Origin of the sequence: Streptomyces sp. NPDC000151, assembly GCF_040301705.1 — a bacterium.
Lineage (GTDB): Bacteria > Actinomycetota > Actinomycetes > Streptomycetales > Streptomycetaceae > Streptomyces.
Map to the genome: position 1 here is coordinate 1 of NZ_JBEPFC010000080.1, position 12,454 is coordinate 12,454.

General features: G+C 73.3%; 15 protein-coding genes. 12 read left to right on the forward strand and 3 right to left on the reverse strand.

Going from position 1 to position 12,454, the window contains the following annotated elements:
* The 3 genes from ABT381_RS21760 to ABT381_RS21770 all read left to right on the forward strand — a co-directional run.
* Positions 1–225 (forward strand): GvpL/GvpF family gas vesicle protein (locus ABT381_RS21760; protein WP_351596755.1); only part of this gene is annotated, 225 nt, incomplete at its 5' end.
* Positions 222–503: a gas vesicle protein gene (locus ABT381_RS21765; RefSeq protein ID WP_351596758.1), complete on the forward strand. Its 282-nt coding sequence runs from the start codon at positions 222–224 to the stop codon at positions 501–503. The genes ABT381_RS21760 and ABT381_RS21765, both read left to right, overlap by 4 nt.
* Entirely contained in the window at positions 500–784 is a 285-nt protein-coding gene (locus ABT381_RS21770) for a gas vesicle protein K (protein ID WP_351596761.1), read from the forward strand. Before ABT381_RS21765 ends, ABT381_RS21770 begins: the two co-directional genes overlap by 4 nt.
* A 78-nt stretch (positions 785–862) precedes the next feature.
* On the opposite strand, the gene ABT381_RS21775 is transcribed toward ABT381_RS21770, so the two are convergent.
* Entirely contained in the window at positions 863–1,420 is a 558-nt protein-coding gene (locus ABT381_RS21775) for a hemerythrin domain-containing protein (RefSeq protein WP_351596764.1), read from the reverse strand.
* Positions 1,421–1,532: 112 nt separating this feature from the next.
* Positions 1,533–3,338 (reverse strand): glycoside hydrolase family 15 protein, encoded by a 1,806-nt coding sequence (locus ABT381_RS21780; protein ID WP_351596767.1) that lies wholly within the window; start codon positions 3,336–3,338, stop codon positions 1,533–1,535.
* Between the two features lie 156 nt (positions 3,339–3,494).
* On the opposite strand from ABT381_RS21780, the gene ABT381_RS21785 reads away from it, so the two are divergent.
* From ABT381_RS21785 to ligD, 9 genes are all read left to right on the forward strand, one after another.
* Entirely contained in the window at positions 3,495–4,316 is an 822-nt protein-coding gene (locus tag ABT381_RS21785) for an SAM-dependent methyltransferase (protein WP_351596770.1), read from the forward strand.
* Complete coding sequence (locus ABT381_RS21790; RefSeq protein ID WP_351596773.1) at positions 4,313–6,448, forward strand: putative bifunctional diguanylate cyclase/phosphodiesterase; 2,136 nt, start codon at positions 4,313–4,315, stop codon at positions 6,446–6,448. Before ABT381_RS21785 ends, ABT381_RS21790 begins: the two co-directional genes overlap by 4 nt.
* Positions 6,449–6,803: 355 nt before the next feature.
* The gene (locus ABT381_RS21795; RefSeq protein WP_351596776.1) at positions 6,804–7,604 is read left to right on the forward strand and encodes a glycosyltransferase family 2 protein; all 801 of its coding nucleotides are present in this window, start codon (positions 6,804–6,806) and stop codon (positions 7,602–7,604) included.
* The gene (locus ABT381_RS21800; RefSeq protein WP_351596779.1) at positions 7,604–7,954 is read left to right on the forward strand and encodes a hypothetical protein; all 351 of its coding nucleotides are present in this window, start codon (positions 7,604–7,606) and stop codon (positions 7,952–7,954) included. The genes ABT381_RS21795 and ABT381_RS21800 overlap by 1 nt, the downstream gene beginning before the upstream one ends.
* Positions 7,951–8,787 carry a polysaccharide deacetylase family protein gene (locus ABT381_RS21805; RefSeq protein WP_351596782.1) on the forward strand — a complete coding sequence of 279 codons (837 nt, stop codon included), beginning with the start codon at positions 7,951–7,953 and terminating at the stop codon, positions 8,785–8,787. The genes ABT381_RS21800 and ABT381_RS21805 overlap by 4 nt, the downstream gene beginning before the upstream one ends.
* A gap of 113 nt (positions 8,788–8,900) precedes the next feature.
* Complete coding sequence (locus ABT381_RS21810; RefSeq protein WP_351596785.1) at positions 8,901–9,341, forward strand: SPW repeat protein; 441 nt, start codon at positions 8,901–8,903, stop codon at positions 9,339–9,341.
* A gap of 197 nt (positions 9,342–9,538) precedes the next feature.
* The gene (locus ABT381_RS21815; protein WP_351596788.1) at positions 9,539–9,943 is read left to right on the forward strand and encodes a VOC family protein; all 405 of its coding nucleotides are present in this window, start codon (positions 9,539–9,541) and stop codon (positions 9,941–9,943) included.
* A 100-nt stretch (positions 9,944–10,043) separates the two neighbouring features.
* Positions 10,044–10,688 carry a DNA polymerase ligase N-terminal domain-containing protein gene (locus ABT381_RS21820; protein WP_351596791.1) on the forward strand — a complete coding sequence of 215 codons (645 nt, stop codon included), beginning with the start codon at positions 10,044–10,046 and terminating at the stop codon, positions 10,686–10,688.
* Between the two features lie 2 nt (positions 10,689–10,690).
* Positions 10,691–11,707, forward strand: coding sequence for a non-homologous end-joining DNA ligase (ligD, locus tag ABT381_RS21825; RefSeq protein WP_351596794.1), 1,017 nt, complete (start codon positions 10,691–10,693; stop codon positions 11,705–11,707).
* Between the two features lie 63 nt (positions 11,708–11,770).
* Here ligD and ABT381_RS21830 read toward each other — a convergent pair whose 3' ends face one another.
* The gene (locus ABT381_RS21830; RefSeq protein ID WP_351596797.1) at positions 11,771–12,433 is read right to left on the reverse strand and encodes a chemotaxis protein CheB; all 663 of its coding nucleotides are present in this window, start codon (positions 12,431–12,433) and stop codon (positions 11,771–11,773) included.
* Between the last annotated feature and the right edge of the window lie 21 nt (positions 12,434–12,454).

The following is a 12,454-nucleotide window of genomic DNA, read 5'->3' on the forward strand; positions in this document are numbered from 1 at the left end:
GCCGCCGGCCGGGCCCCGGCCGACGCCCGCCCCGCCGTCCAGCGCGGCCCGAACCTCCTCAACGGCGCGTACCTGGTACGCCGCGAGGCGGCCGGCGCGTTCGCCGAGCGGGTCGGCGAGCTGGCGGCCCGCTCCCCCGCCCTGCGGATCGAACTGACCGGCCCCTGGGCCCCGTACTCCTTCACCGACCTGCCGGACGACGATGCCGGAGGGAGCACCCGATGAGTACTCCCGCCGCCGGCCCGCAGGCCCCCGTCGCCCTGATCGACCTGCTCGACCGGCTGCTCGCCGGCGGCGTGGTGATCGCCGGCGACCTCACCCTGCGCATCGCGGACGTGGATCTCGTACGGGTCGACCTGCGCGCCCTGATCAGCTCGGTGAACGAGAACGTCCCGTCGCCGTTCGTCGAACTCGGCCCGGAAGAAGGGGTGGAGGCGGATCCGGTACGGGCGGAACCGGTAGGGGCGGAACCCGTACGTGTGGAGGAGGCGAGGCGGCCGTGAGCAGGCGCGTGGAACTGGACGAGGAGAGCGTCGAGCGGGACCTCGTACGGCTGGTGCTGACCGTCGTGGAGCTGCTGCACCAGCTCATGGAGCGGCAGGCGCTGCGCCGCGTCGACCAGGGCAATCTGTCCGAGGACCAGGAGGAGCGCATCGGTACGACGCTGATGCTGCTGGAACGCCGGATGGACGAGCTGTGCGCCCGCTACGACGTGGGCCGCAACGAACTCAACCTCGATCTGGGCCCCCTCGGCTCCCTCCTCCCGCGGGAGGAGGACCGGTAGACGCGGAACCGCAGTACGGCGGCCCCGCCGTGAGGGCGGGGCCGCCTATGGGTGTGGCGGTGGACGTTCCGGTGAAGGTCAGTGCTTGCCCATCGCCGCCCGCACCGCGTCCTTCGTGCGGTCGATCAGCGAGGCCACCGGGGTGACGAGGAGGTTCGCGGCCGCGGACTCGGCGCCCGGGTGCGGGTGGGTCGGCGCCACCGCCTCGGCGGCCTTGACCGCCTTGGCCAGCCCCTCCAGGCCGCGCTGGTCGGAGACCGCGCGCAGGTGGGTGAACTCGGACTTCTCCTCCGCCTCGGCGTGCGCCAGTATGTCCTGACGGACCGCCGTGAACCGGTCGTGGAACTCCGGCGAGTCGACGTCCATGTCCTCCAGCCGGCTCAGCGCCTCCTTGGCGCTCTTCTCTTCCGCCGTCCGGTCCTTGACCACCTGTTCGCCGCCCTCGACGTGGTCGCGGACGTAGGGGTGGACGACCTCTTCCTCGGCCGTCTCGTGCACGGCGAGCAGGCGCACCACGCGCTGGAACGCGTGCTTGCGCTCCTCACCCTTGTTGTTCACGACGTCTTCCAGGAGGCGGCGGATCTGCTGGTGCTGCTGTTCGAGCAGCTCCACGACGTCCTGCTGCTTCTCGGCCATGAGCGGGCCCCTCTCGTCTCGTCGTGCGGGACCCTCGCCGGGTACCCCGCCGACGGCCTCCCGAGACGGCGGGAACCGGCCTCGCGCGGCCCGGGGGCCGGTGTCCGAGCCCTCACACGGGGCCGCGGTCCGCGCCTGCCGCCGCCAGGTCGAAAGCGGAGTTGACCAGGGCGACATGGGTGAACGCCTGGGGCATGTTGCCCAGTTGGCGGCCGGCCGCGCCGTCCCACTCCTCGGCGAACAGGCCGAGGTCGTTGCCGAGCGCCAGGGTGCGCGCGAAGAGGGCGCGGGCCTCGGTGTGCCGGCCGGTGGCGAGCAGGGCGTCGGCGAGCCAGAACGAGCAGGCCAGGAAGGCGCCTTCGGTCCCGGGCAGCCCGTCGGCCGACACCCCGTCGGCGGGCCCGCCACCGGAGTAACGGCGCAGGAAACCGTCCTGGTCCAGTTCGGCGCGTACGGCGTCCACCGTACGGATCACGCGCGGGTCGTCCGGAGGCAGGAAGCCGGTCTTGACGATGAACAGCGTGGCGGCGTCCAGCTCCCGGCTGCCGTAGTGCTGTACGAAGACGCCGCGGTCCGCGTCGTATCCGCGCGCGCAGACGTCGGCGTGCACGGCGTCGCGCAGCGCCCGCCAGCGCGCGAGGGGCGCGGGCAGGCCGGTCTTCTCGGCGAGGCGTACCGCGCGGTCGGCGGCCACCCACGCCATGACCTTGGAGTGCACGAACTGACGGCGGCCGCAGCGCACTTCCCACAGGCCCTCGTCCGGCTCCCGCCAGCGCTGCTCCAGCGCGTCCATGAGGGTACGGAAGAGGGACCAGACGCGGCGTTCCATGGGGATGCCGGCCGCCTGCGCGAGGTACAGGGTGTCGGCCACCTCGCCGTAGACGTCCAACTGGAACTGGTCGACCGCGGCGTTGCCCAGCCGGACCGGGCCCGAGCCCTCGTAGCCGGGGAGCCAGGGCGCCGTGGATTCCGGCAGCCGGCGCTCGCCCGCCACGCCGTAGAGGATCTGCAGGTCCGCGGGGTCGCCCGCGATCGCGCGCACCAGCCAGCGCCGCCAGGCGGCCGCCTCCTCGTGGAAGCCGCCGCGCAGCAGTGCGGAGAGCGTCATGCTGGAGTCCCGCAGCCAGCAGAAGCGGTAGTCCCAGTTGCGCGGCGCGCCGATGGCCTCGGGCAGCGAGGTGGTGGGCGCGGCGACGATGCCGCCGGTCGGGCGGTAGGCGAGGGCCTTGAGGGTGATCAGCGAGCGGAGTACGTCGGGGCGCCACTCCCCCGCGTACCGGCAGGTCGCCGCCCAGCGCTGCCAGCCCTCCGTGGTCTCGCGCAGGGCGCGCTCGGGGTCGATGCCCTGGACGGTGCGCAGGTGCGAGGGCTGCCAGGTGAGGACGAAGGGGACCCGGTCGCCGGCCTTGACGGTGAACTCCGAGCAGGTGGCGCCGTCGGAGCCGAAGGTGTGCACGCCGGGCGGCACGCGCAGCCAGCCCGCGTCCGGGCCCGCGGTCGCGATGCGGTGGTGGCCGGTGCGGCGCACCCACGGCAGGACCCGGCCGTAGTTGAAGCGCAGCCGCAGCGCGCTGTACATCGGGACCTCGCCGGTCAGCCCCTCGACGATGCGGATCAGCCGGGGCGCCCGGTCGCGCGGGGGCATGAAGTCCAGGACGCGGACCGTGCCCTCGGGGGTCTCCCAGAGCGATTCCAGGACGAGGGTGTCGCCGGTGTAGCCGCGGCGGGTGCAGGGCGGGTCCGTGCCGGCCGGGGCGATCCGCCAGTGGCCGTGCCCGTCGGTGCCGAGGAGGCCGGCGAAGGCGGCGGGCGAGTCGAAGCGGGGCAGGCAGAGCCAGTCGACGGAGCCGTCCCTGCCGACCAGGGCGGCCGTCTCCAGGTCGCCGATGATCCCGTAGTCCTCGATGCGTGCGGGCATGGTTTGTCCATTCTCGGGCGGGCCCCGCCGACCTCGCGAGCCGCGGACGCCTGTACGCGGCGGACGGCGCACCCGCTTGCACGCCCATGGCCCCGAGATGAGAATTGTGGAGAGCCCTGAGGCTGGATTCCCCGCCGGGTGCGGAAGGGGTCGGTGATGCAGCGGTCTTCGTCGAGGTCTGCGTCGTGGGTGCCGCCGGGAACGGATCTGGACCGCCCGAACGCCGCCCGGATGTACGACTTCTTCCTGGGCGGCTCGCACAACTTCCCCGCCGACCGCGAAATGGCCCGGCAGGCCATCTCCCTCTGGCCCGACCTGCCGATGATCATGCGGAGCAACCGGGCGTTCCTGCGCCGCGCGGTGCAGTATCTGGCCGGTGAGGGCATCACCCGCTTCCTCGACCTGGGCTCGGGCATCCCCACCTTCGGCGCGGTGCACGAGGTCGCGCAGGGGGTACGCCCGGAGGCCCGGGTGGTGTACGTGGACGTGGACCCGGTCGCCGTCGCGCACAGCAGGCTGCTGGTGCGGGAGGACCCGCACGTCGAGGTCGTCGAGGCGGACGTGCGGGACCCGCACGGCCTGCTCGCCCGGCCTTCCGTCGCGGAGTTGCTGCGTCCGGGTGAGCCGGTGGCGGTACTGCTGGTCGCGGTGCTGCACTTCGTACCGGACGAGGCGGACCCGCCCGGCATCGTCGCCGCGCTGCGGGACGCGCTGCCGCCGGGCAGTGCGCTGGCCCTCTCCCACGCGTCGCTGGAGGGCCGCCCCGACCAGGCGGGCCCGCACCAGGCGCTGTACGCCCGCACCCGCATGCCGCTCACCATGCGCTCCCGGGCGCAGATCACCGCGTACTTCAAGGGCTTCGAGCTCGTCGAGCCGGGCGTGGTGTACCTGCCCGAGTGGCGGCCCGAGACGCCGGAAACGGTGGGGCCGCATCCGGAGCGGATGACCGGCCTGGCCGGCGTGGGGCGTCGTCCGTGAGTGCTGCGGAGCCGGACCGCGGGGCGTCCGGGCGTTTCGAGGAGTCCTGGTCCGCGCTGCTGCGGGAAGGGCTGGGGCTCACCGTGCAACCCGGTGCGCGGCAGCAGCTCACCGCCCGCACCGTCGAACTGCTGCGCCGGTCCTGGCAGGGCGGCCCGGTGTCCACGGGCGCGGCCGAGGAGGCCGGGGCGCTGCTGGTCGACGCGCACTACACCGACCCCTCGGTGCTGGCCCGCGCGGTCGAGCTGCTGCACGCGCACGCGGTACCGCAGGACCGCGGGCCCGTCGTGGCCGGCGCCTTCGCCGCCGGGTGGGCGGCGGCGCTGCGCGAGCGGACGCTGCGGGACCAGGAAGAGATCCGGGCCGCCGCCGACACCGCGCGGCAGGCGGCCGAGCGGTCCCTGCGGGAGACCGAGGCCCGCTTCCGCGCGCTGTTCGAGAACGCCCCGATCGGCATCGGCATCGGCGATCTGCAGGGCAACATCCTGGAGGTCAACCGGGCGATGCTGGACATCTTCGGCGGCCGCGTGGAGGAGCTGCGCGGCCGCCGGATCACCGATCTGGTGCACCCGGAGGACGAGCCGGGCACCTGGCAGGCGTACGACGCGCTGATCCGGGGCGAGCGGGAGCGCTTCGAGTGCACCAAGCCGTACTACCGGCGGGACGGCGAGGTGGTCTGGACCCATCTGACGTGCTCGCTGATCCGCGACGAGGAGCTGGTGCCGCACTACCAGGTGGCGCTGCTGGAGGACATCACCGACCGGTACCGGCTGGAGGAGCGGCTGCGCCACCAGGCCACCCACGACGCGCTGACCGGGCTGCCCAACCGGGCGGCCTTCATCGAGCGCCTCGAACGGCTCTTCCGGGCGCCCCGCGCCAACGCCCGGTTCGGGATCTGCTACCTCGACCTGGACGGCTTCAAGTTCGTCAACGACAGCCTGGGGCACGCGGCCGGTGACGAGCTGCTCGTCGCGGTCGCGCGGCGCCTGGAGACCGCGATGACGCCGCTGGGGCATCTCGTGGCGCGGCTGGGCGGCGACGAGTTCGTGGTGCTGCTGGAGCGCTCCCGGGGGCAGCAGGACGCCGTGACGGTGGCGAAGGCCGCGCTGGCGGCGCTGTCCACGCCGATACCGGTCGCCGACCGCCGGCTGTCGGTGCGGGCCAGCGTGGGCGTGCTGGAGCGGTCGGTGGCCACGACCACGCCGGAGGCCGCGGTGCGCGCCGCCGACCTGACGCTGTACCGGGCCAAGGAGGCGGGCCGCGGCCGGTGGACGCTCTTCGACCCGGGGCACCACGCGCGCGAGGTGACCCGCTACGCGGTGTCGGTGCGGATGCCGGTGGCGCTGGAGCGGGGCGAGTTCTTCCTGGACTACCAGCCGCTGTGCACGCTGTCGGACGGCTCGCTGACCGCCGTGGAGGCGCTCGTACGGTGGCGGCACCCGGACTTCGGCGTGCTGAGCCCGGACGATTTCATCGCCACCGCCGAGCAGACCGGGATGATCATGCGGCTGGGCCGCTGGGTCCTGGAGGAGGCGTGCGGGCAGGCGGCGGAGTGGGTCCGCCGGTTCGGGCCCGCGGCCCCGCAGATGAATGTCAACGTCTCCGTCCACCAGGCCAGGGACGCCCGGCTCGCGGCCGACATCGGCCGGGTGCTGCGCTCCACCGGGCTGGACCCGACGCGGCTCCAGCTGGAGATCACCGAGAGCGCCGTGATGCGGTCCGACGACGACTCGATGCCGACGCTGCGCAGCCTCGCGGACACCGGTATCACGCTCGCGGTGGACGACTTCGGCACCGGCTGGTCACCGCTGGGGTACCTCGGCGAACTCCCGGTCTCGGGGCTGAAGATCGCCGGGTCGTTCGTCGCGGACACCCACCGGTCGGGGGCCGCCGCGCAGCGGAGCTGGCGGGTCATCGGGGGGCTGGTCTCGCTGGCGCGGGCGCTCGGCCTGAAGGTGACGGCGGAGGGCGTGGAGGCGGCGGCCGAAGCCGAGCGGCTGCGGGCCATGGGGTGCGACTGGGGCCAGGGCTGGCACTTCGGCCGGCCGGCGCGGCCCGGCGAGATCACCCGCCGGATCACCGAGGAACTGCAGCGCGCGGCCCCGCAGGAAGACGACGAATATTACGGTTAGTGACCACCGAGGGTCTCTTCCACGATAATTCAGGCGATTCGCCCGCTTTGCCTTGACTCTCGGTAAGGGTGCTGCGAGTCTGAAGTCCTGGCTCCGCTTCTCGGGGCGGAGCGGACCGCTCTCCAGCGGACCGCACAGGCCAGTCCCGGCGCCGTCTTCCGGCGCCCCGGAGGCACCGGCGGCAGGGATGTCCCGCCGCACCCAGCGCCCTCCCCTCCCCCGAGGCCGTGCCCGGGCCGGCACCGCCGGCCCCGCCACCGCCTCTTCACCCGGGCCACGCCCGACGGCAGCGCAAGCCTGCCACCGCCCGCTCCGGGCCCGGCCCCCGCGCCTCATCAGGAGAGGCCGTCACCTCATGAGCACACCTCTGCACCCCGCCCTGTCCTCAAGCAGCCGTACGCACACCACGCCCGGCGCGCGGCCGATGCGCCGCTCGACCGACGTCCGCCCCGTACGGGCCACCGTCAGCCTCGTCGTCCCGGCCCGCAACGAAGCCCGCAACATCTCCTGGGTACTGGAGCGCATCCCGCGCTGCGTGGACGAAGTGATCCTGGTCGACGGCGCCTCCAGCGACGCGACCCTGCGGATGGCCGAGCAGTCCCTGCCCACCGTGCGCAGCGTGCAGCAGCGCGGCAGCGGCAAGGGGAACGCGCTGCGCACCGGCTTCGAGGCCGCCACCGGCGCGTACATCGTGACGCTGGACGCGGACGGCAGCATGTCGCCCGACGAGATCCCGCACTTCGTCCATTTCCTCGACAACGGCTACGACTTCGTCAAGGGTTCCCGCTATGTCGCCGGCGGCGGCTCGCTGGGCCTCACCTATGTGCGGTCCGCCGGGAACCTGGCGCTCCTGGCCGTCGTCAACCGCCTGTACCACGCCCGGCTCACCGACCTCTGCTACGGATTCTGTGCCTTCCGGCGCGACTTCCTGGACGAACTCGACCTGCACGCCGCCGGTTTCGAGATCGAGGCGGAGATGATCGCCCACGCGCTCCGCTCCGGCCTGCGCATCGCCGAGGTCCCCAGCCTGGAGCTGCCCCGCCGCAGCGGGCGCTCGCACCTGCGCGCCGTGTCCGACGGCCGCCGGATGCTGCGCACCCTGATCTCCGAGCGCCCCGGCGCCCGGTACGCTTCCCCGCCGGCCGAGGGGGAATGATGCACGGCTTCGGCCGGCGCGCCGCGACGGCCTGCCCCTGGATCGCCGCCCGCTACTCGCTGGACACCCGCGTGCACGTCGTCGAATGTGACCTGACCTCGCCCGGTGAGCCGCGCTCGCCGGACAGCTCGGGGGCCGACGATGTGGACGGGCGCGTGTTGGCGTTGGTGCGGCTGCACGGGCACCCGCTCGGTCTGGTGCACGCCACCGGCACCCCCGGCAACCGGGCCGGGCACCGCCGGGCGTCGGCCGCTGCCGCCTTCTACGAACCGTCCGCCCCGAGGGGCCACCGAATCCCTGAGGAATTGGGTCCGGCGCCGCCTCCCGCCCCGGAAGGGGGCCCGCCATGACCACGTGCCCTGACCCGGTGCCGGTCTTCCTGTACCACTCGGTGTCCGACGATCCGCCCCCCTGGATCGCCCCCTTCACCGTCACCCCCCGCGTCTTCGCCGAACAGCTGGACCGGATCGTCGACAGCGGCCGTACCGTGATCCCGCTGGAGCGGCTGGTCGCGGCGGTGCGCGGCGGCCCGCCGCTGCCGCCCCGGTGCGCCGTCCTCACCTTCGACGACGGGTTCGCCGACTTCTACTGGACGGTCCTCCCGCAGCTCACCGAGCGGGAGCTGCCCGCCACCCTGTACATCACCACGGGCGCCGTGCACGCGCCGGGCGGCTCCCCCGGCGGCAGCCTGCTGCCGCCGGCCCCGATGCTGAACTGGCGCCAGGTCATCACGCTCGACGCCTGCGGCATCGGCATCGGCGGGCACAGCCGCACCCACGCGCAGCTGGACACGCTGCCGCGGCGGCGGCTGTGCGCCGAGATCTCGGGCTGCAAACGCCGCATCGAGGACGTCCTGGGGCACCCGGTTTCCGCGTTCGCCTACCCGCACGGCTACTCCAGCCCGCTGGTTCGCCGCGCGGTCGGCGCGGCCGGCTGGACCTCGGCCGCGGCGGCGCTGGGAGCCTTCAGCTCACCCGCCGACGACCCGTTCCGCATCGCCCGGCTGATGGTCATGGCCGATACCCCGCCGGACCTCTTCCGCCGGTGGGCCGAGGGCCGCGGCGCCCGCGTCGCCCCCTTCCGCGAACCCCTCCGCGCCAGGGCCTGGCACCTCTACCGCCGCACCCGCGCCACCCTCGCCCACCCCACCGGCCTGCCCTTCCCACCCCAGCGCTTCCCCTAGGAGCGCCGCCGTGGCTCCCAACTACACATAAGGAGGAAATAAGCGCAAGATGGCCCTAGCGGCGCTTGCCGCATCAGCGGGCAGGGCCGCAGAGAACGAAGGAGACGAGTCTGATGGCAGACGTCTCACACACCAGAGGCGATATCGCCAGTCACCCTGATGTTCCCGAGATGCGGGACAGGTACGCCCGCATGCTCGGCGGTCGCGATGTGGCGCTCGTGGACGGACCGGTCTTCCTCGTCGGTCTGTACTGCGCCGTCTCGCCCTGGATCCTCCACTTCACCGCGAACCAGCCCGCCCTGGTGACCCACAACCTCATCCTGGGCATCGCCATCGGCCTGATGGCGCTCGGCTTCACCACTACACCGGAGCGGATGTACGGCCTGAGCTGGGCCATGTCCGCCATCGGCGTGTGGCTGATCGTTTCGCCGTGGATCGTCGGCAGCAGCCCCGACGCCGGAGTGGTCGTCAACAACATCATCGTCGGCGCCCTGACCGCCCTGCTCGGGCTCGTCTGTGTGGGCGCGGCCGCGAGGAGCGGCAAGCGGGCGTAGCCGCCGACGGGAGACCGGAGAAAGGAAGGCCCCACAGCGCAACACCGGACAGGCCGGCCGGCCCCAGCGGGCCGGCCGGGAGCCGTCCGCAGGCCCCACCGCCCCCGCCCCACGCATGATTCGGCCGCCCCCGGCTACTCGCCTCCGCACCACCCGGCGGCAGGCGCCGGGTGGACGATTTCGGGGAGGGGCGTGCGATGACACTGAATCCGGATCCGGATTCCACCGTTTTCGTGGAGGCCGGGGTAGTGGTGCTGGACTGCGCGGAGCCGGAGCCGGTCGCGGAGTTCTACGCGAAGCTGATCGGCGCCGAACTGCCGGCGGAGCTGGGCGTCGAACTCATCGAGATCGCCGGCAACCAGGGAACGCGGATGGCGTTCCGGCGGGACCACGGCGCGGCGCCGCCCGCCTGGCCCCGGCCCCACGACTCCCAGCAGGCCCATCTGCACCTGCTGGTGCCCAAGGACCGCATGGACGACGTGGAACGCCAGGTGATCGACTACGGCGGACACCCGATGGAGTCCGAGCGGAAGGAAGGCATCGAGAAGGTACGCATCTTCGGGGACCCCGGAGGCCATTCCTTCGCGCTGCGCTCCGTCTGACCGCCCGCCGCGCCGCTCCCGCGTGCGCCACCCGTGCCGGTGCGCGACAGTGACACCAGCGGCAGTTGACACCAGCGGCCATCAGCAGGAAGGGGTTGCCGTGCAGGGCGAGCGAGGACTGTCGACGTACGAGAGCAAGCGCGACTTCGAGCGGACCCGTGAGCCGCGGGGCAAGGAGGCCGGCGGGCCGCCGCCCGCCGACGGCGGCGACCCGGTCTTCGTGGTGCAGATCCACGACGCCTCGACCATGCACTTCGACTTCCGGCTGGAGGTCGACGGCGTACTGAAGTCCTGGTCCGTCCCGAAGGGCCCCTCCACCGACCCGCACGACAAACGGCTGGCGATGCCGACCGAGGACCACCCCATGGAGTACCGCGAGTTCGAAGGCGTGATCCCGAAGGGCGAGTACGGCGGCGGCACGGTGATCGTGTGGGACCAGGGCACGTACCGCCCGCTCCCGCCCAAGAAGCGCAAGGACCGCGACGCCACCTTCGCCGAGCGGCTGGAGCACGGGCACGCCACGTTCTGGATGGACGGCGAGAAGCTGCGCGGCGGCTACGCGCTCACCCGCTTCCGCACGGCGGAGTCCGAGGGCCGGGAGTCCTGGCTGCTGGTGAAGGAGAACGACGAGCGGGCCGGGCAGCGCGGCACACCGGACCCGCGCCGGGCCAAGTCCGCGCGCAGCGGGCGGACGCTCGGCCAGGTCGCGGCCGACGAGAGCGCCGACGAGGGCAAGGAGCGCTGAGCGTGGCGGGGCTGCTGGAGTCGCTGCCCGGCGAAGAACGACGGCTGCTGGCCGACGCGCCCTCGGGCGAACAGCTGGCAGCCCACCCCATGCTCGCCGTGCTCTCCGACCGCCGGGACTTCGACGAGGGCTGGATCTTCGAACGCAAGCTGGACGGCGTCCGGGCGCTGGCCGTACGCGACGGAACCCGCACCCGGCTGCTGTCCCGTACCGGCCGGACCGTGAACGACACCTACCCCGAGATCGCCGACGCGCTGGCCGCCCAGAGCGCCCGCGACTTCGCCGTGGACGGCGAGATCGTCGCGTTCTCGCAGGGCCGCACCGAATTCTCCCGGCTCCAGCAGCGAATGGGCATCACCGACCCCGCGCAGGCCCGCGCCAGCTCGGTGGCGGTGACGTACTACGTCTTCGACCTGCTGCGGCTGGACGGCAAGGACCTCACCCGGCTGCCGCTGCGCACCCGCAAGTCCCTGCTCCGCCGCAGCCTGCGCTTCGTCTCCCCGCTGCGCTTCACCCCGCACCGCAACGAGGGCGGGCCGCAGCGGCTGGCCGACGCCTGCGAGCGGGGCTGGGAGGGACTGATCGCCAAGCGCGCCGACGGTCCCTACGTGCCACGCCGCTCCTCCGACTGGCTGAAGCTGAAGTGCGCGCGCGGCCAGGAGTTCGTCATCGGCGGCTTCACCGAGCCGGCCGGCAGCCGCGTCGGTTTCGGCGCGCTGCTGCTGGGTTACTACGCGGACGGCACGCTGCGGTACGCGGGCAAGGTCGGCACCGGCTACGACCGAGCCGCGCTGCACCGCATCCGCGGGCTGCTGGACGAACTGGGGACGGACCGCTCGCCGTTCGCGGCCCCGGTACGGGAGCGCGCCGCGCACTGGGTGCGCCCCGAGCTGGTCGCCGAGGTCGGCTTCACGGAGTGGACCCGGGACGGGATGCTGCGCCACCCGCGGTTCCTGGGCCTGCGGGACGACAAGGAGCCGTCGGAGGTGGTGCGGGAGGAGCCGCGCGAGGCCGCCTGACGCCGGGCCCCACGGCTTACGAGCCGTACGCGTACGCCTCGGACCGTGTCGTACGCGTACACCTCAGCACGCCTCACTGCCGCCGCTGTCCGGTCCCTCCTCCACCACCGTGGTCACATGGGCGTGGATCTCCTTGGTGATCTCCGTCAGCGGCAGCACCTTGTCCACCTCGCCGGTGCGGATCGCCGCGCCCGGCATCCCGAAGTGCGCCGACGTCGCCTCGTCCTGGGCGAGGGCCCGGCCGCCGCAGCAGGCGACCGCGCGGATGCCGGACTGGGCGTCCGTGCCGACGCCGGTGAGGACCACCGCCAGCGCCCGCGGCCCGCAGGTCACGGCCAGGGTCGCCAGCATCATGTCCGCCGTCGGCCGCGGCGGCACCGCGCGCTCGCCGACGGCGATCAGCCCGATGCGGTTGTCGCTGACCACCAGCAGATGGTGGCCGGGCGGGGTGACCAGCACCGTGCCTTGCTCCATGGTGTCCCCGTCGCGGGCGGAGCGGACCGTCAGCCGACAGCGGGCGTCGAGCAGCTGCGGCAGCCTGTTGGGACGGTCGGGCTGCTGGTGCTGGGCCACCAGGACCGCCGCCGGCAGATCGGCGGGCAGCGGCCCGAGCACCTGGAACAGCGCGTTGAGCCCGCCGGCCGAGGACGCGAGCGCGACGACCGGGAACCTGGCCTCGGGTCCGAGGCCGGGCTCCCCGTCGAATTTCGAGACGTACGACGTCATGGCTGCCGCCTGCTCGCGTCG

What these genes read in the sequence shown, in the direction of transcription:
- ABT381_RS21765 (WP_351596758.1), top strand. Translation starts at nt 222, where the DNA reads ATGAGTACTCCCGCCGCCGGCCCGCAGGCCCCCGTCGCCCTGATCGAC.
- ABT381_RS21775 (WP_351596764.1), bottom strand. Translation starts at nt 1,420, where the DNA reads ATGGCCGAGAAGCAGCAGGACGTCGTGGAGCTGCTCGAACAGCAGCAC.
- ABT381_RS21780 (WP_351596767.1), bottom strand. Translation starts at nt 3,338, where the DNA reads ATGCCCGCACGCATCGAGGACTACGGGATCATCGGCGACCTGGAGACG.
- ABT381_RS21785 (WP_351596770.1), top strand. Translation starts at nt 3,495, where the DNA reads ATGCAGCGGTCTTCGTCGAGGTCTGCGTCGTGGGTGCCGCCGGGAACG.
- ABT381_RS21795 (WP_351596776.1), top strand. Translation starts at nt 6,804, where the DNA reads ATGAGCACACCTCTGCACCCCGCCCTGTCCTCAAGCAGCCGTACGCAC.
- ABT381_RS21800 (WP_351596779.1), top strand. Translation starts at nt 7,604, where the DNA reads ATGCACGGCTTCGGCCGGCGCGCCGCGACGGCCTGCCCCTGGATCGCC.
- ABT381_RS21805 (WP_351596782.1), top strand. Translation starts at nt 7,951, where the DNA reads ATGACCACGTGCCCTGACCCGGTGCCGGTCTTCCTGTACCACTCGGTG.
- ABT381_RS21810 (WP_351596785.1), top strand. Translation starts at nt 8,901, where the DNA reads ATGGCAGACGTCTCACACACCAGAGGCGATATCGCCAGTCACCCTGAT.
- ABT381_RS21815 (WP_351596788.1), top strand. Translation starts at nt 9,539, where the DNA reads ATGACACTGAATCCGGATCCGGATTCCACCGTTTTCGTGGAGGCCGGG.
- ABT381_RS21830 (WP_351596797.1), bottom strand. Translation starts at nt 12,433, where the DNA reads ATGACGTCGTACGTCTCGAAATTCGACGGGGAGCCCGGCCTCGGACCC.